We start from the raw sequence: 22,617 nt of genomic DNA, 5'->3' as shown, positions 1-22,617 counted from the left end.
GTAGATCATGAGCACAGAGAGGGCGCATCGCATCATCGTAGTGGGAGGAGGCGCAGGCGGGCTGGAACTGGTGACGCGGCTGGGCGACAAGCTCGGCAAGAGCGGGGCAGCGCAGGTGGTGCTGGTGGACCGCTCGCCGACGCACATCTGGAAACCGCTGCTGCATGAAGTCGCGGCCGGCAGCATGGATCCCAACACCCACCAGCTCGAATACGTGGCGCAGGCGCGCTGGCACGACTTCGAGTTCCAGCAGGGCGAGCTAACCGGGGTCGACCGGTCGCGCAAGACCATCTCGGTGGCCGCCTGCGTCGATCTCGATGGCATGGAGCTGCTGCCCGCGCGCGAATTGCCCTATGACACCCTGGTGCTGGCGATCGGTTGCGTCACGCATTTCTTCGGCGTGCCGGGCGCCGCCGACAACGCCATCGCCCTCGATACCGTGGCCCAGGCCGAGCGCTTCCGCCGCCGGCTGATCGCGGCCTGCGTGCGCGCGCAGAACGCGCGCGGACGCGTCGGCGAGGACGGGCGGCCACGCGTGGACGTGGCCATCATCGGGGCCGGCGCAACCGGCGTCGAGCTCTCCGCGGAGCTGCGCAATACCGCGCACGTGCTCAGCGCCTACGGCCTGCACCAACTCGATCCGCGCCGCGACGTGCGCATCCACGTGATCGAGGCCGGCCCGCGCATCCTGCCTGCGCTGTCCGAGCGCGTCTCCAGCGAAACCACCAAATTGCTGCACAAGCTGGGCATCGATGTCTTCACCGCCGAGCGCGTCACCGAGGTCACCGCGAATGCGGTGCTGACCGCCAGCGGCAAGCGCATCGACGCCGACCTGACGGTGTGGGCCGCCGGCATCACTGCGCCGCCGGTGCTGGCCAGTCTCGGCCTGCCGGTCAGCCGGATGGGGCAGATCGTGGTCAAGCCCACGCTGCAAAGCGAGGGGGATCCCGATATCTTCGCCTTCGGCGACTGCGCCAGCTGCCCGTGGCCGGAGAAGCAGACGGCCGTGCCGCCGCGCGCCCAGGCCGCGCACCAGCAGGCCACCTTCCTCTTCGGCGCGCTGCGCGCACGCATCGAGGGCAAGCCGCTGCCCGCGTTCCAGTTCAAGGACCTGGGCTCGCTGGTGTCGCTCGGGCACTTCAGCGCGGTCGGCAGCCTGATGGGCGGGCTGATCGGCGGCTCGATGTTCATCGAGGGCCTGATGGCGCGGGTGATGTACAGCTCGCTGTACCGCATGCATGTGCTGGCGCTGCACGGCGCCGTGCGCATGGGGCTGGACACCGTCACCCACTGGCTGCGCAGCAAGACCAGCCCGCGCGTCAAGCTCCACTGACGGGGGGCGACAGCCCTCTTGCCCCGCCGCGTGCGTTTCACGCCATGTTTGCTTAGAATCGGTCTCCCGCCCACTCTCCAAGCAGGAGACCGCATGCTGAAGCCAGAAGTGGAAAGCCTTGTACCCGGCCAGTCCTTCGACCGCCGGACGTTCGTCAAGACGGCACTGGGTTCGGCGTTTGCCGCGGCCGCCCTGCCGGTGATGGCGCAGGCCATCAAGACCGACTTCGCCGGGCTGACCGCCGGCGAGGTCACCATCGCCTCGGGCGGCTTCCAGATGCCTGCCTACCGCGCCCAGCCGGAGGGCAAGACCAACCTGCCGGTGGTGCTGGTGGTCAGCGAGATCTTCGGCGTGCACGAGCATATCGCCGACATCTGCCGGCGCTTCGCCAAGCTGGGCTACCTCGCCATCGCGCCCGAGCTGTTTGCGCGCCAGGGAGATCCGGCCAGTTTCGGCACCATCCAGGAACTGCAGGCCAAGCTGGTCTCCAAGGTGCCCGACGAGCAGGCCGTGGGCGATCTCGATGCAGCCGTGGCCTGGGCCGCCGCCAATGGCGGCAATACCAGCCGCCTGGCCATCACCGGCTTCTGCTGGGGCGGGCGCATCACCTGGCTGTATGCCGCGCACAGCAAGCAACTGAAGGCCGCCGTGGCCTGGTATGGCCAGCTGGTAGGCGAGCCGAACCCGCTCAAGCCGAAGAACCCGTCCGACCTGGCAGCCGAACTCGAGGTGCCCGTGCTGGGCTTGTACGGCGGCAAGGATACCGGCATCACGCAGGAACACGTGGCCAGGATGAAGGCGGCCCTGGCGGCGACGGACAATCCCAACGCCCGTGCGTCGGTCTTCGTGGTCTATCCGGATGCCGGGCATGCCTTCAATGCCGACTACCGGCCAAGCTACCGCGAGGCCGATGCCAGGGACGGCTGGCAACACTGCCTGACCTGGTTCAAGCAGCGCGGCGTCTAGGCGCCGCGCGGGGCGCCGTACGACGCATTTGCAAAGTCGGCGCCAATCTACGTACAATGCGGGCTTCGTTTCTTGCAACACTGTTGCGTTTGAGATCGATGCGGCTCCCCAGGGGGCGCATAGCCGATCCCTGGAGCCCATCATCGATTCCACCCTTGTCTACATCCTGCTAGCTGCCACGATTTCGGGGGTGGGCAGTATCTTCGGGGCGGCCCTGCTGTCGCTGACGGTGGCCTCGCGCGTGGTGGAGCGCATGGTGAGCTTCTCGGTCGGGGTGCTGCTGGCTACCGCCTTGCTGCATTCCCTGCCCGAGGCGTTCGAGTCGGGGGCCGATCCGCGTGCCCTGTTCGGCACGCTGCTGGCCGGCTTGCTGGGCTTCTTCCTGCTGGAGAAGATCGCGCTGCTGCGCCACTCGCACCATCACGAGGGCGACGGGCACCACCATCACCACGGCCATGACCGCGAGGAAGCCGGGCGCAGCGGCCTGACCATCCTGGTCGGCGATACCTTCCACAACTTCGCCGACGGCATCGTGATCGCCGCGGCCTTCCTGGCCGACCCGCATATCGGCCTGGTCACCGCGCTGGCCATCGCCGCCCATGAAATCCCGCAGGAAGTGGGCGATTTCATCGTGCTGCTCAATGCCGGCTTTTCCAAGGCGCGCGCCTTCGCGTTCAACTTGCTGTCCAGCCTGGCGGCCATCGCCGGCGGCCTGGTGGGCTACTACCTGCTGGACCAGATGAGCGGCTGGATTCCCTACGTGCTGGTGATCGCGTCAAGCAGCTTCGTCTACATCGCGGTGAGCGACCTGATGCCGCAGATGCAGCGCAAGCCGCGCTGGCGCGAATCGATCATCCAGGTGGTGCTGGTGGCAACCGGCATCTGCGCCATCGTCTTCATCACCAACGGCGTGCACGAGGGGCATGGCCACCGCCACGCCGGCGCGGTGGCGTCGGTCCGTTAAGGAACTACGCGCCGCTCGCCACCGGCCTGGCCGGATCGGCGCACCATTCGCTCCAGGAGCCCGGGTACAGGGCGGCGCCGCGCAGGCCCGCCACTTCCAGCGCCAGCAGGTTGTGGCAGGCGGTCACGCCGGAGCCGCACTGCATGACGGCCTCGCTGGCCGGCCTGGCGCCGAGCACCTGCGTGAATTCCTGCCGCAGCGCGGCGGCGGACTTGAAGCTGCCGTCGGCCAGCAGGTTGTCCTTGAAGAACCGGTTGGCCGCGCCGGGAATATGTCCGCCGACCGGATCCAGGGTCTCGTTCTCGCCGCGGAAGCGGTCGGGCGCGCGGGCGTCCACCACCAGCCGGCCCCGCTCGTCGATATTGGCAAGCACCAGGTTCGCGTCCACCGTTGCCGCCAGCGATGCCTTGCCGGTGAGCGTGCCCGCCGTCGCGGGCTCGGGCGTGCTGCCCGCTTCCAGCGGCAGGCCGGCTGCCACCCACGCGTTCTTGCCGCCGTCCAGCACCGCCACCGCCTCATGTCCCAGCCAGCGCAGCAGCCACCACAGGCGCGCCGCATACATGCCGCCCTGGGCGTCGTAGGCAATCACCTGGCTGTCTTCGTTGACGCCGAGCACGCGCAGGCGCGCGGTCAGCGCGTTGGGGTCGGGCAGGGGATGGCGGCCGTTGCTGCCGGTCTTCTCGCCGGACAGTTCATTGTCCAGGTGCAGGTAGAAGGCGCCCGGCAGGTGGCCGGCATGGTAGGACTCGCGGCCGGCGGCCGGGTTTGCCAGGTCGAAGCTGCAGTCGATCACGACGCTGTGGCGGCCGCTGTCTTCGCGCAGCGCGCGCAGGTCCTGGCTGGAAATCAGGGTGGTGAACATGGAATAGCCTCTGGTTGTGAAAGCACTCTGGCGCGACGCGGGACGGGCACGGCGCGCCACGTTGGATGCTACACCTCGGGGTGGACTTCGGCCTCCGCCGACTTGACCGGGGTATTGCGCGTGGGCTGCTGGTTGGAACCCTCCCGCGCGCGCGTCAGGGTGGTGACGATGCCGCTGGCGATAATGAGGGCCATGCCCAGCCACGACAGCCAGTTGAGCTTGTCGCTCCAGACCAGCATGCCCCACAGGCTGGAAAACACGATGCCGGCGTATTGCAGGTTGGCGGTAAGCAGCGTGTTGCCGCGCTTGTAGGCGCGCGTCATGGCGGTCTGGCCCAGGGTGGCGAGCACGCCGATCCCCAGCAGCAGGCCCGCGCCGTGCCAGCTATGCGCGCTGTGGCCGCTGAACAGCATCCAGGCCAGCCCGACCACCATGCCCACCGCGGAGAAATAGAACACGATGCGGCCCTCGGGCTCGCCCAGCTGACCGAGCTGGCGCACTTCCACATAGGCCAGCGCGGTGAAGATGCCGGAGATCAGGCCGATCAGGCCGCCGGTGAGCTGATCGTGGCCCACCGACGGTTGCAGCAGGCACAGCACGCCGGCGAAGGACATCAGGATGGCGCCGATCAGCTTGCGGTCGGCGCCGCCGGTGCCGGTCAGCGCGGCGCCGGCGCCCAGGATCAGGGCGATCCATACCGGCGACATGTAGTTCAGCGTCATCGCCGTGGCCAGCGGCAGCAGCGTGATCGAGGTGAACCACAGCAGCAGCGCGGTCACGCCGAACAGGCTGCGCTTGATATGCATGACCATGTGCGGCGTGCGTACCGAGACGCCCGACGATGACAGCACCACCCACATGATGATCACGCTCACCAGGCTGCGGTAGAACACGATCTCGCCCGTGGTGTACAGCTCGGACGCCAGCTTGACGCCCACCCCCATCAAGGAAAAGGCGAAGGCGGCGAACAGCATCCAGAGCGATTGCATGGCGGGGGCGAAAAGGAGGAATGAACAGAAAACGGACCGCCGGGGCGGTCCGTTTCATCGGTTTTGGGGCTTTTGCCACGGTGGCGGCCGCCAGGCGATCAGTCCTGGAAGGACATGGCGCGGCGATACCATTCATGGAAGTGCTGCATGCCGTCTTCCATGGGGGACTGGTACGGGCCGGTTTCGCTGACCCCGCGCCTGAGCAAAGCCTTGCGGCCCGCATCCATGCGCTCGGCGATCTCGTCGTCTTCCACGCACGTTTCCATGTAGGCCGCGCGCTCGGCCTCGACGAATTCGCGCTCGAACAGCACGATTTCCTCGGGGTAGTAGAACTCCACCACATTGCGCGTCTTGTTCGGTCCGAGCGGATGCAGCGTCGAAACCACCAGCACATGCGGGTACCACTCCACCATGATGTTGGGGTAGTAGGTCAGCCAGATCGCGCCGTACTTCGGCAACACGCCGTTGTTGAAGCGCAGCACCGCCTCGTGCCATTTCTGGTACGTCGGGCTGCCCGGGCGCTTGAGCCCGGCGTGCAGTCCCACCGTCTGGACGCTGTGCCAGTCGCCGAACTCCCAGCTCAGGTCGTCGCAGGAAACGAAGCTGCCCAGGCCCGGGTGGAACGGCACGACGTGATAGTCCTCCAGATAGACCTCGATGAAGGTCTTCCAGTTGTAGTCGCACTCGTGGATCTCGACGTGGTCGAGCATGTAGCCGTCGAAGTCCAGGTCTTCGGCCACGCCCAGGCGGGCGAGGTCGGCGCGCACGTCGCGCTGGCCTTCGAACAGCAGCCCGTTCCAGTTCTGCAGCGGCGAGCGGTTCAGGTGCACGCACGGCTGCTTGTCGAAATGCGGCGCGCCGAGCAGTTCGCCCTTCAGGTCGTAGGTCCAGCGATGCAGCGGGCAGACGATGTTCGGCGTATTGCCGCGGCCGTTGAGCATGATGGCCTGCCGGTGGCGGCAGACATTGGACAGGAGCTCGATTCCATCCGGGTTGCGGACCAGGATGCGGCCCTCTTCCTCGGCGGCGAGCGCCTGGTAGTCGCCTGCTTCGGGGACCATCAGTTCATGGCCGACGTAGCCGGGGCCCTTCTTGAACAGCAGTTCCAGTTCTTGTTGATGCAGCGCCTCGTCGAAGTAGACGTTGACGGGCAGTTGCGAATCAGCCGGCACCAGTTTCAGCGCGGTGCTGAGATTGGACATTATCCCCACTCCCTATGACAGGCGAAAGCAGTGAACAACCCAACCATCGAAAGAAATCGATTTGGGAAAGACAGTCAGTCGCGCCCAGGCCTGCTTCCCGGCCGTGGAGTTGAGATCGCGCTGACGAACCGCGGATTGTACCCGAGCCAAAATGTTAAGGGACTGATTATTTTGCCTTTTTAGCGAAAAAGTCGACCCGGGTCGTCATGGGGGTGCGGTTGCGGGCGCATTCGGAAAGACGACCCAAGCGCACAAGTCACTTTCCGGCAACGCCATGCACACACGCATGCATGGATGGGGCCAATCTCGCGCTTTGGCGTAAAATCCCAGCTTCCCCAGATTCAATGTCCGCAATGCCCAAGACTACGAGCTCCCCGGCCCAGGCCGATCCGGCCTCGGCCGACCAGCGGTCCGCCACCGCGACGCCCGCATCCTATGAGGCCGCCATGGCCGAACTGGAGGCACTGGTGGCCAGCATGGAAGGCGGGGCACTGCCGCTGGAAGATTCGTTGGCGGCGTACAAGCGCGGCGCGGAGCTGGTGAGGTATTGCCAGCAGACGCTCGAGCGCGTGGAACAGCAGGTCAAGGTGCTGGAGGGCGATGTACTGAAGTCCGCCCCGGCCGAGGCCACGATGGCGGGAGAGCAGGAATGAGCGAATCCAGGCAGAATCTCGACGCCGGCGATTTCGCCGGCTGGATGCGCGCCCGGGGCGCCAGGACCGAAACGGCGCTCGAGGCCGAGCTGCCCGCCGTCGATACCGTGCCCGGCAAGCTGCATGACGCGATGCGGTATGCTGTGCTCGGCGGCGGCAAGCGAGTACGGCCGTTGCTGGTGCACGCTGCCGGCGAAGTGGCTGGTGCCACACCCGAGGCCTGCGATGCCGCGGCCTGCGCGGTGGAGATGATCCACGCGTATTCGCTGGTGCATGACGACATGCCTTGCATGGACGACGACGACCTGCGTCGCGGGCGTCCCACCGTGCACAAGGCCTATGATGAGGCGACGGCGCTGCTGGTAGGCGACGCGCTGCAGACCCAGGCGTTCATGGTCCTGGCCGAATCGGCTTCGCTGGCCTCGCTCGATGCTGCCGCGCGCATGCGCCTGGTGGCGGAACTGGCCCGGGCCTCCGGCTCGGTCGGCATGGCGGGCGGGCAGGCAATCGACCTGCAGCACGTCGGCCTGGCCATGTCGCTGGATGAACTCGAAGCGATGCACCGCATGAAGACCGGTGCCCTGTTGCGCGCCAGCGTGCGCATGGGCGCCTATTGCGGCAAGGTGGACGAAGCCGGCCTGGCCGCGCTCGACCGTTATGCCGCGGCTGTTGGGCTGGCGTTCCAGGTGGTGGACGATATCCTCGACGTGACTGCGGATACCGCCACGCTGGGCAAGACCGCCGGCAAGGATGCCGCCAACGACAAGCCGACCTATGTCTCGCTGATGGGCCTCGAGCCCGCCCGCGAGCTGGCAGCGAAATTGCGCGCCTCGGCGCACGAGGCGCTGGCGGTGTTCGGCGCGCGCGCCAAACGCCTGGGCGAACTGGCCGATCTGATCGTGCTGCGCTCGAATTGAACTGATAAGCAGAAAACCGATAACCGGGCACAAGAATCCGGCCGCCGAACGGACATTATGACCTACGCACTGCTCAAAACCATAGAAGACCCCGCCGCCCTCCGCAGGCTGGACCGGCGCCAGCTCCAGACGCTGGCCGATGAACTCCGCGCCTACGTGCTCGAATCCGTGTCGCAGACCGGCGGCCACCTGTCGTCCAATCTCGGCACGGTCGAGCTGACCATCGCCCTGCACTATGTGTTCGACACCCCCGAGGACCGCGTGGTATGGGACGTCGGCCACCAAAGCTACCCGCACAAGATCCTGACCGGACGGCGCGACCGCATGCATTCGCTGCGCCAGTGGRGTGGCATCTCGGGCTTCCCGCGCCGCTCGGAAAGCGAATACGACACCTTCGGCACCGCCCATTCCTCGACCTCGATCTCGGCCGCGCTCGGCATGGCGCTGGGCGCGCGCACGCAGGGCGAGAAGCGCGTAGCGATCGCCGTGATCGGCGACGGCGCGATGACCGCGGGCATGGCCTTCGAAGCCATGAACAATGCGGGCGTCTACAAGGACCTGCCGCTGCTGGTGGTGCTCAACGACAACGACATGTCGATCTCGCCCCCGGTCGGCATGCTCAACCGCCACCTCGCGCGCCTGATGAGCGGCCAGTTCTATGCCTCGACCAAGAAGCATATCGAACGCGTGCTGTCGGTGGCGCCGCCGGTGCTGGAATTCGCCAAGCGCTTCGAGGAACACGCCAAGGGCATGATGGTGCCGGCGACGATGTTCGAAGAGTTCGGCTTCAACTACATCGGCCCGATCGACGGCCATGACCTCGAGTCGCTGGTGCCGACGCTGCAGAACATCCGCCAGCGCGCCCTCGAAGGGGGCGGCCCGCAGTTCCTGCACGTGGTCACCAAGAAGGGCCAGGGCTACAAGCTGGCCGAGGCCGACCCGATCCTGTACCACGGCCCGGGCAAGTTCAATCCGGCCGAAGGCATCCGCCCGTCGGCCAAGCCGGCGCGCAAGACCTACACCCAGGTGTTCGGCGACTGGCTGTGCGACATGGCCGCGGCCGATTCGCGCCTGGTGGCGGTGACGCCGGCCATGCGCGAAGGCTCGGGCATGGTCGAGTTCRAGAAGCGCTTCCCGGACCGCTACTACGACGTGGGCATCGCCGAGCAGCACGCGGTGACGTTCGCCGGCGGCCTGGCCTGCGAGGGCCTGCACCCCGTGGTGGCGATCTATTCGACGTTCCTGCAGCGCGGCTACGACCAGCTGATCCACGACGTGGCGCTGCAGAACCTGCCGGTGGTGTTCGCGCTGGACCGCGCGGGCCTGGTCGGCGCCGACGGCGCCACCCACGCGGGTGCCTACGATATCGCCTTCCTGCGCTGCATCCCCAACATGATGGTGATGACGCCGGCCGACGAGAACGAATGCCGCCAGCTGCTGACCACCGCGTTCCAGCAGGATTGTCCGACCGCCGTGCGCTATCCGCGCGGCGCGGGCGCCGGCGTGGCGACCGAGGCGGCACTGACCGCACTGCCGGTGGGCAAGGGCGAGATGCGCCGCACTGGCGGCGCGCGCGCCGGCCAGCGCGTGGCCATCCTGGCCTTCGGCTCGATGCTGCATCCTGCGCTGGGCGCGGCCGAGGCGCTCGACGCTTCGGTGGCCAACATGCGCTTCGTCAAGCCGCTCGATGAAGAGCTGGTGAAGAAGCTGGCGCGCGAGCACGACTATCTCGTCACCGTCGAAGAAGGCTGCGTGATGGGCGGTGCGGGCAGCGCGGTGCTCGAAGCGCTGGCCGCTGCCGGTGTCGCGGTGCCGGTGCTGCAGCTCGGCCTGCCCGACCGCTTCGTCGACCACGGCGACCCCGCCTTCCTGCTCTCGCAGTGCGGGCTGGACGCTGCCGGCATCGAGCACTCGGTGCGCGAACGCTTCAACCTGGCCGCGGCGACGGTCGCCACGCGCGCGGCCTGATCCTGCCCCGCATGCCCGCTGCCGGCGGGCGTGCGCTTGCCGCGCGCTGATCCCCCTGCGCATCCCCGCGCTCCGTGTGCGGGTATCGTCTCCGCCCGGGCAGCCCCGGGCGATTTCACTTAGAATCCCACGTTCTGTGTTCGCAGCTGCGGGAGGCATGGGTTGCCGTCGCCCGCGGTTTCACACTCGTTGCGCGGCAGTGTTGTCTGCGAAAAATGCCGCGACCGTAGAGGAAACCTAGGAATCCGGTATGAATGACATCAATCCCGCCTTCGTGATGCCCGACGTGCAGTCGAGCCTCGACACCCGCCAGATCCCCATCCAGCGGGTCGGCGTGAAAGGCGTGCGTTATCCCCTGTCGCTGAAGACGCCGGCTGGCGTGCAGGCCACCGTTGGCACCTTCAATCTCGACGTGCACCTGCCCGCCGACCAGAAGGGCACGCATATGTCGCGCTTCGTGGCCTTGCTCGAGGAAGAGCGCGAGCCGCTCGAACCGGCCACCTTCCGCAGGCTGCTCGACAAGATGCTGCTCAAGCTCGAGGCCGAGGCCGGCCGCATCGAAGTCACCTTCCCGTATTTCATCAACAAGGTCGCGCCGGTATCGGGCGTGCAATCGCTGATGGACTATGAGGTCACCCTGGTCGGCGAAGTGCGCAACGGCGCCGCCAAGGTATCGCTGAAGGCATTGGTGCCGGTCACCAGCCTGTGCCCGTGCTCCAAGAAGATCTCGCAGTACGGTGCGCACAACCAGCGTTCGCACATCACCATGAATGTCGAGCTGGCGGGCGACCTGCCGGTCGAGGCGCTGGTGCGCATGGCCGAGGAAGAAGCCTCGTGCGAGCTGTGGGGCCTGCTCAAGCGCCCGGACGAGAAGTTCGTCACCGAGCGCGCCTATGAAAATCCGAAGTTCGTCGAGGACCTAGTGCGCGACATCGCCATGCGCCTCAATGCGGACGAGCGCATCGTGGCGTACGTGCTCGAGGCGGAGAATTTCGAATCCATCCACAATCACAGCGCCTACGCCGTGATCGAGCGGGACAAGCGGGTCGCCTGATCGTCTGCATGCTGCCGGCGGGCGCAGGCAGCATGCGGTCCGCCGGACCTGCCGGGCGCTAGGCCGGCAGCCGGATATCCGACAGTTCCCAGCGCGGCGTCACGCCATAGCTGTAGTCGCGCTGCGCCAGCTGCGGCGCGGCCTGCAGGCGCATCGCGCCGGCGAAGGCGATCATCGCGCCGTTGTCGGTGCAGAACGCCAGGTCGGGGTAATGCACCTCGATCTTCTTCTGCGCGGCGAGCTGGTTCAGCCGCTCGCGCAACTGCCGGTTGGCGCCCACGCCGCCGGCCACCACCAGCCTGCGGTGCCCGGTCTGCTTGAGCGCGGCCATCGACTTGGCGGCCAGCACGTCGACGATGGCGTCGACGAACGAGCGCGCCAGGTTGGCGCGGTCCTGCTCGCACACATTGCCGAGCTTGCGGGTTTGCGTCAGCACCGCCGTCTTGAGTCCGGCAAAGGAAAAATCCRGGTTGCCCGAATGCAGCATCGGCCGCGGCAGCGCGAAGGCGCCGGGCGTGCCGAATTCGGCCAGCCGCGATACCTCGGGCCCGCCCGGATAGTTCAGGCCGAGCAGCTTGGCGGTCTTGTCGAAGGCTTCGCCGGCGGCGTCGTCCAGCGTTTCTCCCAGCAGCGTGTAGTCGCCGATGCCGCGCACCTCCATCAGTTGCGTGTGCCCGCCGGACACCAGCAAGGCAACGAAGGGGAAGGGCGGCGGATCGCGCGTCAGCAGCGGCGACAGCAGGTGGCCTTCGAGATGGTGCACGCCGAGCATCGGCACATTGAGTGCGAAGCCCAGCGCATTGGCGACCGATGCCCCTACCAGCAGCGCGCCGGCCAGGCCGGGTCCCTGCGTGAACGCGATCGCGTCGATGTCGGCGCGGGTGCGCCCGGCCTCGCCGAGGATCTGCTGCAGCAGCGGCAGCACCCGGCGGATGTGGTCGCGCGAGGCGAGTTCGGGCACCACGCCGCCGTAGTCGCGATGCATGGCGATCTGCGAATGGAGTGCGTGGGAGAGCAGGCCGGCCCCGGTGTCGTAGAGGGCCAGGCCGGTTTCGTCGCAGGAGGATTCGATGCCGAGGACAAGCATGGGAAGCGCCGGGCCGGCCTCGGGCGGGGCCGGCAAATCAAGGGGTTGGCGCAGGCCGCGGCCCGTGTGGGCGGTGGCCTGGCGCAAGGCCAGCAGGGTAGCACAGCGGCGCTGGCCCCGCTTTTCGCTACAATCGCCGCTTCTTCAGCAGGCAGGATGGACATGAGCAGCAGGCAGACCACGGGAGCCGGGCAGGGTAGCGCGCGCGCCGGGCGCTTCGACGTGGCGGTGCTCGGCGCCGGGGCCGCGGGCATGATGTGCGCCGCGGTGGCGGGGCAGGGCGGCGCCAACGTGGTGCTGGTCGACCACGCCACGAAGCTGGCGGAGAAGATCCGCATCTCCGGCGGCGGGCGCTGCAACTTCACCAACCTGCAGGCTGGCCCGGCCAATTATCTGTCTGGCAATCCGCACTTTTGCCGCTCGGCGCTGGCGCGCTACACGCCGCAGGATTTCCTCGGCCTGATGCGCCGCCATGAGATCGACTGGCACGAAAAACACCGCGGCCAGCTGTTCTGCAACGACAGCGCCGAGCAGGTGATCGACATGCTGGGCGCCGAATGCGGGGCTGGCGACGTGGCCTGGCGCACCGGTTGCAGCGTCGAGGAGGTGCGCCGCGAAGGCGACGATTTCCTGGTGATGACCACGCAGGGGCCGATCCGGGCCGGCGCGCTGGTGGTGGCGACCGGTGGCCTGTCGATTCCCAAGATCGGCGCCACCGACCTGGGCTACCGGATCGCCCGCCAGTTCGGCCTCGGCATGGTCGAGACGCGCCCCGCGCTGGTGCCGCTGACCTTCGACGGGCAGGGCTGGGCGCCGTTCGCGCCGCTGGCCGGCGTTTCGATGGAGGTGGACATCGCCTCCGGCGGCGGCAAGGCCGCCGGCGCCTTCCGCGAAGACCTGCTGTGGACGCACCGTGGCCTGTCCGGCCCCGCCGTGCTGCAGATTTCCAGTTTCTGGCGGCCGGGTACGCCCATCACCATCGATCTGTTCGACGGCAACGATGCGAGCGACTGGCTGCTGGAGCACAAGGGCAGCAGCCGCAAGCACCTGGCCAACCTCCTGGCCGAGCGCCTGCCGGCGCGGCTGGCCGACGCCTGGTGCGCGGCGGCCGGCCTGAACGGCGCCCAGCCGCTGCACGACATGCCCGACAAGTCCCTGCGCCGGCTCGGCGCGGCGCTCAACGGCTGGCAACTGGTGCCGTCCGGGACCGAGGGCTACCGCAAGGCCGAGGTGACGCTTGGCGGCGTGGACACCCGCGGCTTGTCGTCGAGCTCGATGATGGCGCGTACCGTGCCCAATCTCTATTTCATCGGCGAAGTGGTCGACGTGACCGGATGGCTGGGCGGCTACAACTTCCAGTGGGCGTGGGCATCCGGGGTGGCCGCAGGCCAGTCTGTTGCGGAAATCGCACGGGCCGCGGGACAGGGCGCTGCCTAGGCTGCGCCCTGCGATTTCCTGCAATGCGGACTTGACAACCCCTGTGCTAAACTTTGCGCTTTCGCAAAAACCTCGCAGTACCGTTTAACCGCTGCTACATATTTCAGCACATGACTACCATCCGCCTTAAAGACAATGAGCCGTTTGAAGTCGCCATGCGCCGTTTCAAGCGCACCATCGAAAAGAATGGGTTGATTACCGAGTTGCGGGCTCGCGAGTTTTACGAAAAGCCGACGGCCGAGCGCAAGCGCAAGAAGGCCGCTGCCGAGAAGCGCCACTACAAGCGCATCCGCAGCCAGATGCTGCCGAAGAAGCTGTACTGACCGTACCTTCGCATCTGCGTCAGAACCCGCTGCGGGCAAGGCCCCGGCGGGTTTTTGCATTGGCGGCCGCGCGGCAGGCCGTGTTCCCCGGTCGCCCCCGTCCCGCATCACTCTATCTGGAAGATTGCCATGTCCCTCAAAGCCCGTATCAGCGATGACATGAAGGCCGCCATGCGTGCCCGCGAGTCCGAGCGCCTCGGTACCATCCGCCTGCTGCTGGCCGCCATCAAGCAAAAGGAAGTGGATGAGCGTATCGAGCTCGACGATGCCGCCGTGCAGGCCGTGATCGACAAGCTGATCAAGCAGCGCAAGGACTCCATCACCCAGTTCACGCAAGCCGGCCGCACCGATCTCGCGGACAAGGAAAGCGCCGAGGTGGAAGTGCTCAAGGCCTATATGCCCGCGGCCCTGTCCGACGCCGAAGTGGCCGCCGAAGTGCAGAAGGCCGTGGCCGAGAGCGGCGCGGCCGGCCCGCAGGATATGGGCAAGGTGATGGCCGTGCTCAAGCCCCGCCTGGCAGGCCGCGCCGACATGACGGCGGTTTCCGGCCTGGTCAAGGCCGCGCTGGCCCCGCGCTGAGCGGCAATGCATGCTGCCCCGGGGCGACGGGCGGCCGCTCATCGATGCGCTGCAAAAGTATGTCTTGCGTCGCATTCGGGCCACTACCCCTCGCCGGAGCTCCCTGCAATCCGTTGCGTCTGCACTACAATATAGAGTTAAGGGCCGGGAAAGCGCAGTTCCGGTCACGCTTTTCATCGCCATCATATCGCCGCCGCCCGCTCCCGACGGGCGGTTCGGCACAAGGACGAACAGCCGGGTGATTCCGCAATCCTTCATTCAGGACCTGCTCAACCGTGTCGACATTGTCGACGTGGTGGGCAAATACGTGCAGCTGAAGAAGGGCGGCGCCAATTTCATGGGGCTGTGTCCCTTTCACAACGAGAAGTCGCCGTCGTTCACGGTGTCGCCGACCAAGCAGTTCTATCACTGCTTCGGCTGCGGCGCGCATGGCTCGGCCATCGGCTTCCTGATGGAATACTCCGGCCAGGGCTATCCGGATGCCGTGCGCGAGCTGGCGCAATCGGTCGGCCTGTCGGTGCCGGAGGAGCGCGATCGCCTGCCGCCGGCCCAGCGCGCCGAGCAGCAGGCACGTTCGCTGGCGCTGTCGGACGCCATGACGCGCGCCACCGAGTTCTACCGCAAGCAGTTGCGCGGCGCGCCCCAGGCGGTCCAGTACCTGAAGGGCCGCGGGCTGACCGGCGAGATCGCCGCGCACTTCGGCCTCGGCTATGCGCCGGATGACTGGCAGGGGCTGGAAGCCGTATTCGGCAGCTACCGCGACGACGCCATCGCGGGGCCGCTGGTGGAGGCTGGCCTGCTGATCGAAAGCAGCGAAAAACGCGATGCCGACGGCAAGCCGCGCCGCTACGACCGCTTCCGCGACCGCATCATGTTCCCCATTCGCAACACCAAGGGCCAGGTCATCGGCTTTGGTGGGCGGGTGATGGGGCAGGGCGAGCCCAAGTACCTGAATTCGCCCGAAACGCCGCTGTTCAGCAAGGGCACCGAGCTCTATGGCTTGTTCGAGGCGCGCCATGCGATCCGGGAAACCGGCTACGTTCTGGTGGTCGAAGGCTATATGGATGTGGTCGCGCTGGCCCAGCTGGGCTTTGCCAACGCGGTTGCCACGCTGGGCACCGCGTGCACGGCAGTGCACGTACAGAAGCTGCTGCGCCAGACCGACGCGGTGGTCTTCTCGTTTGACGGCGATGCCGCGGGGCGCCGGGCCGCGCGGCGCGCCCTGGAAGCCTGCCTGCCTTACGTGGCGGACAACAAGACCATCCGCTTCCTGTTCCTGCCGGCCGAACACGATCCGGACAGTTATGTGCGCGAACAGGGGACCGATGCCTTCGCTGCCCAGGTGCGCGACGCCATGCCGCTGTCGCGCTTCTTGCTGCAGGTGGTTGCCGAGGGGCAGGACCTGCGCCAGCCAGAAGGCCGCGCCCGCGCCCAGTATGAGGCCAAGCCGCTGTTGCAGGCCATGCCGGCCGGGGGCCTGCGCCTGCAGATCGTGCGCGAGCTGGCCGATGCCACCGGCACCACGCCGGCCGAGATCGAGGCGGTCTGCGGCCTGGCCAGCGACCCGGCGCGGGTAGGCCGGTTCGCGCAGCCGCGGCCCCGCACCAAGCGTCAGGCGCCCACGGGGCTCGAGCAGCGCGTGTTGCAGCTGCTGATGTGCTACCCGCAGCTCTCGGCCCGGCTCGACGCCGACAGCCGCGCACTGTTGCTGGAAGACGAGCAGGCCGGCGCCGAAGTCCTCGCGCATCTGGTGTCCGCTTGCGACGAGTTGCGTGGCGAAGTGAACTTCGCGGCCTTCAGCGAGCATCTGGCGCAGTCGCCCTACGCCGAGGTCTATGCCAATGTGCGCGCGGCCGTGCTGCGCGAAGAGATCGAAGAGGAGCCCGCCGAGCAGGAGTTCGACGCGGCCATCGCGAAGCTGCTGGCGGAGCCGCTGCGGCGCGAGCTCGATGGCCTGCAGGCGGCGGTGATCGCGGGCACGGCCGATGAGGCCGCCAAGAGCCGCATGCGCTGGCTGGTCAGCGAGATCAACCGCCGGCGGCAGCTGGGATAGGCGCCGCCAGGCCTGCCCGGCGAGGTGCGCCGAAGCGGGCGTGGCGGTGGATGCATTAGGAACAAGTGAAGGCTTGGCCTGGTCGTTTTGAGCTTAAGCCTTGATTTTTCAGGTGAAAACCTCACCTGATGGGAAGCCGGCTAGCTGCAACGTGCTACAATAGTCGGTTTGGATAGCGAAATCTTTCTCTCCAGTTCTGGTGAAAGTGAGCGTGCCAATGGCAAAGGCCAAAGCAACCGAAAAGGTTTCCACTAAAGCTCCCCAAGCGGGGAGCGGCAAGGCGTCCGTGAAATCAACGGCGGCTGCGACGTCAGCCGCGTCAGTCAAGACGCCCGCCCAGCCTGTGCCAGCTAAGACCGCTCGGAGCGCCAAGGCGCCCGCTGCGAGCACTTCCTCCGGAACCCGCATATCCGAAAATTTGAGGCCCTCGACTTCGGCACGCGAGAGCGGCGATAGCGCCAATACAAGCGGCAAGTACGCCGCATCTGTACCAGTGAAAGGCAAGAGTATCACCGTGGCGAAACAGCAGATTACCGAAGTCGAGAGCAAGCGAGCGGCAGCAGCCAGTGCCAAGACCGGAGGCGCCAAGTCGGCCGCCCCCGAGTCGGAGGCCCCGGCACCTGCCACCACTTCCGCCCCCGTTGCATCCGAGCGTCCCGCCGCTCCGGCAGTCAAGCCGGAGCCGAAGAAGCGTGGCCGCAAGCCCAAGGCCGGCATGCAGCACGACGACAGCACCACAGACGACGTGACTGAAGAGCTTTACGAAGATGATATGCCCGCAGCAGCACCTGCTGCGGCGCCCAAGACCGAAAAGCAGAAGGCCCGTGACCGCAAGGCCAAGGAAAAGGCCCTGCTCAAGGAGTTCGCCTCGACCCAGCAGGGCACCGAGGAAGAACTCGAAGCTCGCCGCCAGAAGCTCAAGGCGCTGATCAAGCTGGGCAAGTCGCGCGGTTACCTGACCTACGCGGAAATCAACGATCACCTTCCGGACGACATGGTCGATTCGGAAACGATCGACACSCTGGTCGCCACGCTCAACGACATTGGCATCGCYGTCTACGAACARGCGCCCGACGCGGARACCCTGCTGCTCAACGACAACGCACCGTCGGCCACCAGCGAGGAAGAAGCGGAGGAAGAAGCCGAAGCGGCGCTGTCCACCGTGGACTCCGAATTCGGCCGCACCACGGATCCCGTGCGCATGTACATGCGCGAAATGGGTACCGTGGAGCTGCTCACGCGCGAAGGCGAAATCGAAATCGCCAAGCGTATCGAAGCCGGCCTGAAGGACATGGTCATGGCGATCTCGGCTTGCCCGGTCACCATTTCCGAAATCCTGGCCCTGGCCGAGCGCGTTGCCAGCGACGAGATCAAGATCGACGAATTCGTCGATGGCCTGATCGATCCCAACGCCGATGACGTTCCCGCCGCCCCCGCGCCGGTGGCAGCCGCTGCCGCCGCCGAGGAGGAAGACCTGGAGTCCGACGACGAAGAGTCCGAGGACGACGAGGACGACGACGCCGGCGGCCTGGCCGCTTCGGCACGCCAGCTCGAAGAACTGAAGCAGGCCGCGCTGGAGAAATTCCGCGTCATCGCCGAGCAGTTCGACAAGATGCGCCGCTCGTTCGAGAAGGAAGGCTACAAGTCCAAGGCCTACGTCAAGGCCCAGGAAGCCATCCAGGCCGAGCTGATGAGCATCCGCTTCACCGCGCGCAATGTCGAGCGCCTGTGCGACACGCTGCGTGGCCAGGTGGACGAAGTGCGCAAGTTCGAGCGCTCCATCCTCAAGATCGTGGTCGACAAGTGCGGCATGCCGCGCGCGGACTTCGTCGCCCGTTTCCCGGGCAACGAGACCAACCTCGACTGGATCCAGACCATCATCGACGACGGCAAGGGCTACAGCACCATCGTCGAGCGCAACGTGCCGGCCGTGCACGAACTGCAGCAGAAGCTGATCGACCTGCAGGCGCGCGTGGTGCTGCCGCTCAAGGAACTGAAGGACGTCAACCGCAAGATGTCCGAAGGCGAGAAGCGCGCCCGCGAAGCCAAGCGTGAAATGACCGAGGCCAACCTGCGTCTCGTGATCTCGATCGCCAAGAAGTACACCAACCGCGGCCTGCAGTTCCTCGACCTGATCCAGGAAGGCAACATCGGCCTGATGAAGGCGGTGGACAAGTTCGAATACCGTCGCGGCTACAAGTTCTCCACGTACGCCACGTGGTGGATCCGCCAGGCCATCACCCGTTCGATCGCCGACCAGGCGCGCACCATCCGTATTCCGGTGCACATGATCGAAACGATCAACAAGATGAACCGCATCTCGCGTCAGATCCTGCAGGAAACCGGCAACGAGCCGGATCCGGCAACGCTGGCCGAGAAGATGGAGATGCCGGAAGACAAGATCCGCAAGATCATGAAGATCGCGAAGGAACCGATCTCCATGGAAACGCCGATCGGTGACGACGACGACTCCCATCTGGGCGACTTCATCGAAGACACCAACACGCTGGCCCCGGCCGAAGCGGCGCTGCACGGTTCCATGCGCGACGTCGTCAAGGACGTGCTGGACTCGCTCACGCCGCGCGAAGCCAAGGTGCTGCGCATGCGCTTCGGCATCGAAATGAGCACGGACCACACGCTGGAGGAAGTCGGCAAGCAGTTCGACGTCACCCGCGAGCGTATTCGCCAGATCGAAGCCAAGGCGCTGCGCAAGCTGCGCCACCCGAGCCGCTCCGACAAGCTGAAGAGTTTCCTCGAAGGTAGCTGACCGGAGCGCGCTCAGCGCGCCGGTCTGACTTTCCAGGGCCTCTAGCTCATGCCTGGTTAGAGCAGCGGACTCATAATCCGTTGGTGCCGTGTTCGACTCACGGGAGGCCCACCAATGTTGAAAGGCCCCACAGCTTGCTGTGGGGCCTTTTCTTTTTTCCATTGCGCGAAGATCAGCGCTCGCCTAGCTTGCCCGCTCGAGCGCCCTGGCCAGCACCGGTTGCGATTCCAGGAAGCGCGCAAATACGTCGATGCCTTCGTTGGTCAGGTGTTCCTGATCGATAAAAAGAGGCTTGTCGTGCCGACCGTTTATCCAGAGCCTGCATTGCTGCGATGGGCAGAACATATCCGTGACACCGACGAAGGCGATGCCATGCCGGGCTGCCATCGACTGCGCCTCATGCGCGATATCGTGATAGTTCCAGCGCGTCAGGCTGGTGTCGGCCTCCGGGATCGTCTGCGGTATGGGGACGTTCTTCGGCAACGACTTGATGTACCGGGAGATCGGCAGGTAGAACATGGGCGACACGCCGAGCATGACCACGTCGTCCGTCACCGTCTTCGCCGCGACCAGGCCCGGCTCGACGTTTTCCCAGTTCTCGGGGACGTAGCTGAAATTGATCACGATCGCATCGATGTGGATGCGCTTCTTCAGCTGGGCGAGAAGGTCGGCGGAGTCGGGGAAGCACATGACGCCGCCGACCCGCTTGGGACGGTCCCCGGGCGGGCACGAGGATTGATGCAGCATGATGAAATTCAGCGCCGGGAATCCTCGCTGCAAGGCGTGCAAGGTATCGCGGCCAACGCTGTCGCCCATGACAAGGACGTTATGCCTTTTTGCCTGCGAGGTCAGGCAGCGAAGGATCCGTTCCGGGCTGTTGTCGTAGTCATAGCTGCATGTCCAGCGGCTGTCCTGAGCGGGATCATAGTCTCCCGATTCGCCGTCGTAGTTGAGATTCAACGTGTCGAGGTAGTAGGCTTCCTCATCCTCGATATGGGCGATGACCTGCGCCTTGCCGCCGGAATACAGGGCCTTGCGGATCTGGGCAAATGCGCTGTAGCGATAATCCTTGACGAACGGACTCGCGCCAATCGCCACCACCACCAGCATCGACGTGGTGAAAGCCAGGAAAAGCGCGTAGACATCCTTCGTCGCGGGAGCAGCGGCTTTCGTCCGTATGGGTTTCTCGACGTAGTGGTAGGAAATGACGGCACACAGCAGCGTTGCCAACAGGCTGGCGAAGATGAACTTGTTGTCGTCCGACGGCTTTGCCGTGCGTGCGAAGACGAGAATCGGCCAGTGCCACAGGTACAGGCCATACGAAATCAGGCCGATCCCGGCCATGGGCCGTGATTTCAGCATCGGTGCCACGAGGCGGCCACGCCCGAACGCCGCGATGATCAAGGCGGCGCCGATGGTCGGCGGCAGGGCGAACGCGCCCGGGAATGGCGTGCTGTCCGTGTACATCAAGACGGGTGCGATGATCATCGCCACGCCCGCCAACTCCATCGTGTCGGCCACGATGGCGCGGCGCGGCCCGGAGACGACAACGGTTGCGAGCAGGGCACCTGTCAGCAATTCCCAGAAGCGCGACAGGGAGCTGTAGAAGGCCGTGTCGACCAGCCCGTCTCCGATGAGGGTGCAGGCATAAGCGAAGGAGAGCAAGCCCGCCAGCGCCACGCCGAAGGCCAGCCACTTGCCCTTCATCTTGAGCAGCAGCAACAAGATGCAGGGGAAGAGGAAATAGAACTGTTCCTCGATGGCCAGGGACCATGTATGCAGCAACGGCGTGAATTCCCCGGGGCCTTCGAAATATCCGACCGTAGACAGGAAATACCAGTTGGAGGCAAAGCCGAGCGCGGCATATGCGCTCTTGCTGAAACTCTTGAACTGGGTGGCATTCAGCAGGAAGAATGCGCATCCCCATGTGAGAAAGAATACCGGGATAAGCGGCGGCAGCAGCCGGCGAATGCGGCGCTCATAGAACGCGCGTAAGGAAAATGTTCCTTCCCCTGCTTCCTTGAGTACCAGGGAGGTGATGAGGTATCCCGATATGACAAAGAAGACGTCGACGCCGACAAATCCTCCGGAAGCTCGCTCGATGCCGGCATGGAAGAGGATGACACTTAAGACGGCGAGCGCTCTTAGTCCGTCTATTTCGGATCTGTATGGGGGAGGCATTGTCAGTGAATTCTTATCTTGGCCGGGAATGTCCCGGGACATTCCGTGAAATACCGTTTGTATTTCCCGGAATGCGAGGAAGCCAGATATCGATGAGCGCGGCGCACGCGTAGCAGTGATATCTCGCCCAGCGCCGCTGCGCTGCCCGAAGGCAGCGGGCCGTGCGTGCGGCGCGGGCTTGTGCGGAATATCCGATGGGGTGCGTTTCGCGTGCCTGGGCAGTCATCCCTTGCAGGGGACATCGATCGGCGTCACCGATCGCGCGAACGCTCAGGCAGGAACGTTGCCGGGGAAGCTTGCGCAAGCGAATACGAGAGTTGGCATCGCTGGCTGCGGGCTCGCCTTCGGGAAGGTCGTGCTCGTCTGCTTGCTTTGCCGTGAATTGGACCTTGGCCACTGCTGCTACTTGTTGAGACCGGGATGCATGGCGCCATTCGACAGCCATGCGGGCCGATCATAAGGTAGGCAATTTGCGTGGGTCAACGCACGAACGCGCCGAAATACCCGTCTATTCCGCGTGAAACACGGGGCTTTCTGGGCTACGCCGGAACGGCGATGGAGGTGCCGGACTAAGCGGAATCGCTGGCGCGCTCCCACATGGAGATCCGCTACACGGATGGCGCGACGTACGCGAAGTACGCGGCGCAAGCGATGCGGCAGGAAAAGGCCGCGATGGAGAAGCCAGGCCTGGGCAAGCAGGGTGAACGGCGGCGGGCATGCGCAGTGCGCTCGCGCCTTCCGCCATCCGCCTTCGACGCCTAAAGCTGCTGGGCCGCCGCCAGCCCGATGATCTTCTCCCACCGCAGCGCTTCCTTGCGGCTCGCCATCGGTAACTCCCAGCTGGCTTGCGCGTGGTGCTCCAGCGCCAGGCCGACCGTCCACCTGCCGCCGATGTCCGCCGCCTTGGCGCCGGCGATATCGGCGAACAGGAATTTCGCTTGCCGCCCGCCCAGGTCGAGATAGCCGCGCTTGTTCTCGGCGTCGATGCGGATGCTGCCCCACGGGCCGGCCAGGGACACGACGCGTTCGCCGTTGATCTTCTTTCCGTGGATGGCGCGGTAGCGGCGCAGCAGGCTGGCGGCCAGCGCGGCCAGCAGCGCCACGCCGGTGGCAACCGCCGCCGTGCCGGCCAGCGAGCCGTACATGGCGGCCACGGCTGCGTAGAGCCGGACCGCGCCGTAGATGAGGGCCCCGATCAGCGCGAGGCCGGCAATGATGAATGGCACGTCTTCTTCCTTCTTGAGCGGCGTGGGACTTAACGCCGGTTGTGTCGATTATGCCG

20 protein-coding genes and 1 tRNA gene are annotated in these 22,617 nt (G+C 66.0%); 14 read left to right on the top strand and 7 right to left on the bottom strand.

The window, feature by feature from the left end; all coding sequences use genetic code 11:
* Positions 1-7 precede the first annotated feature (7 nt).
* The 3 genes from AC1DK4_RS11545 to AC1DK4_RS11535 all read left to right on the top strand — a co-directional run bounded on the left by AC1DK4_RS11545 (position 8) and on the right by AC1DK4_RS11535 (position 3,263).
* On the top strand, positions 8-1,333 hold the full coding sequence (locus AC1DK4_RS11545) for an NAD(P)/FAD-dependent oxidoreductase (protein WP_441613135.1): 1,326 nt from the start codon (positions 8-10) through the stop codon (positions 1,331-1,333).
* A gap of 93 nt (positions 1,334-1,426) precedes the next feature.
* The gene (locus AC1DK4_RS11540) at positions 1,427-2,299 is read left to right on the top strand and encodes a dienelactone hydrolase family protein (RefSeq protein ID WP_441613134.1); all 873 of its coding nucleotides are present in this window, start codon (positions 1,427-1,429) and stop codon (positions 2,297-2,299) included.
* 130 nt (positions 2,300-2,429) lie between these two features.
* Positions 2,430-3,263 carry a ZIP family metal transporter gene (locus tag AC1DK4_RS11535; RefSeq protein WP_441613322.1) on the top strand — a complete coding sequence of 278 codons (834 nt, stop codon included), beginning with the start codon at positions 2,430-2,432 and terminating at the stop codon, positions 3,261-3,263.
* A 4-nt stretch (positions 3,264-3,267) separates the two neighbouring features.
* On the opposite strand, the gene AC1DK4_RS11530 is transcribed toward AC1DK4_RS11535, so the two are convergent.
* From AC1DK4_RS11530 to AC1DK4_RS11520, 3 genes are all read right to left on the bottom strand, one after another.
* Positions 3,268-4,125 (bottom strand): sulfurtransferase, encoded by an 858-nt coding sequence (locus AC1DK4_RS11530; protein ID WP_441613133.1) that lies wholly within the window; start codon positions 4,123-4,125, stop codon positions 3,268-3,270.
* A gap of 68 nt (positions 4,126-4,193) precedes the next feature.
* Complete coding sequence (locus AC1DK4_RS11525; RefSeq protein ID WP_441613132.1) at positions 4,194-5,114, bottom strand: DMT family transporter; 921 nt, start codon at positions 5,112-5,114, stop codon at positions 4,194-4,196.
* 98 nt (positions 5,115-5,212) lie between these two features.
* Complete coding sequence (locus tag AC1DK4_RS11520; RefSeq protein ID WP_441643183.1) at positions 5,213-6,316, bottom strand: aromatic ring-hydroxylating oxygenase subunit alpha; 1,104 nt, start codon at positions 6,314-6,316, stop codon at positions 5,213-5,215.
* A 353-nt stretch (positions 6,317-6,669) separates the two neighbouring features.
* Here AC1DK4_RS11520 and AC1DK4_RS11515 point away from each other — a divergent pair, with 353 nt between their 5' ends.
* From AC1DK4_RS11515 to folE2, 4 genes are all read left to right on the top strand, one after another.
* Complete coding sequence (locus tag AC1DK4_RS11515) at positions 6,670-6,969, top strand: exodeoxyribonuclease VII small subunit (protein WP_441613130.1); 300 nt, start codon at positions 6,670-6,672, stop codon at positions 6,967-6,969.
* Complete coding sequence (locus AC1DK4_RS11510; protein WP_441613129.1) at positions 6,966-7,886, top strand: polyprenyl synthetase family protein; 921 nt, start codon at positions 6,966-6,968, stop codon at positions 7,884-7,886. The genes AC1DK4_RS11515 and AC1DK4_RS11510 overlap by 4 nt, the downstream gene beginning before the upstream one ends.
* A 57-nt stretch (positions 7,887-7,943) precedes the next feature.
* A complete protein-coding gene (gene dxs, locus AC1DK4_RS11505; RefSeq protein ID WP_477131537.1) occupies positions 7,944-9,854 on the top strand; it encodes a 1-deoxy-D-xylulose-5-phosphate synthase in 1,911 nt (636 codons plus the stop codon).
* 250 nt (positions 9,855-10,104) lie between these two features.
* A complete protein-coding gene (gene folE2 / locus AC1DK4_RS11500) occupies positions 10,105-10,908 on the top strand; it encodes a GTP cyclohydrolase FolE2 (protein ID WP_441613127.1) in 804 nt (267 codons plus the stop codon).
* 58 nt (positions 10,909-10,966) lie between these two features.
* On the opposite strand, the gene tsaD is transcribed toward folE2, so the two are convergent.
* Entirely contained in the window at positions 10,967-11,995 is a 1,029-nt protein-coding gene (gene tsaD / locus AC1DK4_RS11495) for a tRNA (adenosine(37)-N6)-threonylcarbamoyltransferase complex transferase subunit TsaD (RefSeq protein ID WP_477131536.1), read from the bottom strand.
* A gap of 162 nt (positions 11,996-12,157) precedes the next feature.
* Between tsaD and AC1DK4_RS11490 the strand changes: the two genes are divergently transcribed.
* The 4 genes from AC1DK4_RS11490 (at position 12,158) to dnaG (ending at position 16,387) form a co-directional block, all read left to right on the top strand.
* A complete protein-coding gene (locus tag AC1DK4_RS11490) occupies positions 12,158-13,432 on the top strand; it encodes a BaiN/RdsA family NAD(P)/FAD-dependent oxidoreductase (protein ID WP_441613125.1) in 1,275 nt (424 codons plus the stop codon).
* Between the two features lie 110 nt (positions 13,433-13,542).
* Positions 13,543-13,755: a 30S ribosomal protein S21 gene (rpsU, locus tag AC1DK4_RS11485; RefSeq protein WP_017226050.1), complete on the top strand. Its 213-nt coding sequence runs from the start codon at positions 13,543-13,545 to the stop codon at positions 13,753-13,755.
* Positions 13,756-13,884: 129 nt separating this feature from the next.
* On the top strand, positions 13,885-14,334 hold the full coding sequence (locus AC1DK4_RS11480) for a GatB/YqeY domain-containing protein (protein ID WP_441613124.1): 450 nt from the start codon (positions 13,885-13,887) through the stop codon (positions 14,332-14,334).
* A 238-nt stretch (positions 14,335-14,572) separates the two neighbouring features.
* Complete coding sequence (gene dnaG / locus AC1DK4_RS11475; protein WP_441613123.1) at positions 14,573-16,387, top strand: DNA primase; 1,815 nt, start codon at positions 14,573-14,575, stop codon at positions 16,385-16,387.
* Between the two features lie 108 nt (positions 16,388-16,495).
* Here dnaG and AC1DK4_RS11470 read toward each other — a convergent pair whose 3' ends face one another.
* Positions 16,496-16,891, bottom strand: coding sequence for a hypothetical protein (locus AC1DK4_RS11470; protein ID WP_441613122.1), 396 nt, complete (start codon positions 16,889-16,891; stop codon positions 16,496-16,498).
* Between AC1DK4_RS11470 and rpoD the strand changes: the two genes are divergently transcribed.
* Together rpoD and AC1DK4_RS11460 are read left to right on the top strand one after the other, a co-directional pair.
* A complete protein-coding gene (gene rpoD, locus AC1DK4_RS11465) occupies positions 16,881-19,154 on the top strand; it encodes an RNA polymerase sigma factor RpoD (RefSeq protein WP_441613121.1) in 2,274 nt (757 codons plus the stop codon). The genes AC1DK4_RS11470 and rpoD overlap by 11 nt on opposite strands.
* Before the next feature lie 35 nt (positions 19,155-19,189).
* A tRNA-Ile gene (locus tag AC1DK4_RS11460) sits at positions 19,190-19,268 on the top strand.
* A 69-nt stretch (positions 19,269-19,337) separates the two neighbouring features.
* Here the strand turns inward: AC1DK4_RS11460 and AC1DK4_RS11455 are convergent.
* Positions 19,338-21,335 carry an acyltransferase family protein gene (locus AC1DK4_RS11455; RefSeq protein ID WP_441613120.1) on the bottom strand — a complete coding sequence of 666 codons (1,998 nt, stop codon included), beginning with the start codon at positions 21,333-21,335 and terminating at the stop codon, positions 19,338-19,340.
* A 597-nt stretch (positions 21,336-21,932) separates the two neighbouring features.
* Between AC1DK4_RS11455 and AC1DK4_RS11450 the strand changes: the two genes are divergently transcribed.
* Entirely contained in the window at positions 21,933-22,097 is a 165-nt protein-coding gene (locus AC1DK4_RS11450) for a hypothetical protein (protein WP_441613118.1), read from the top strand.
* Here AC1DK4_RS11450 and AC1DK4_RS11445 read toward each other — a convergent pair.
* The gene (locus tag AC1DK4_RS11445) at positions 22,094-22,561 is read right to left on the bottom strand and encodes a hypothetical protein (protein ID WP_441613117.1); all 468 of its coding nucleotides are present in this window, start codon (positions 22,559-22,561) and stop codon (positions 22,094-22,096) included. The genes AC1DK4_RS11450 and AC1DK4_RS11445 overlap by 4 nt on opposite strands.
* Positions 22,562-22,617 lie beyond the last annotated feature (56 nt).

The sequence above is a fragment of the Cupriavidus sp. 05N38 genome (genome assembly GCF_056397345.1).
This window is presented reverse-complemented; position numbering and strand designations above follow the sequence as displayed.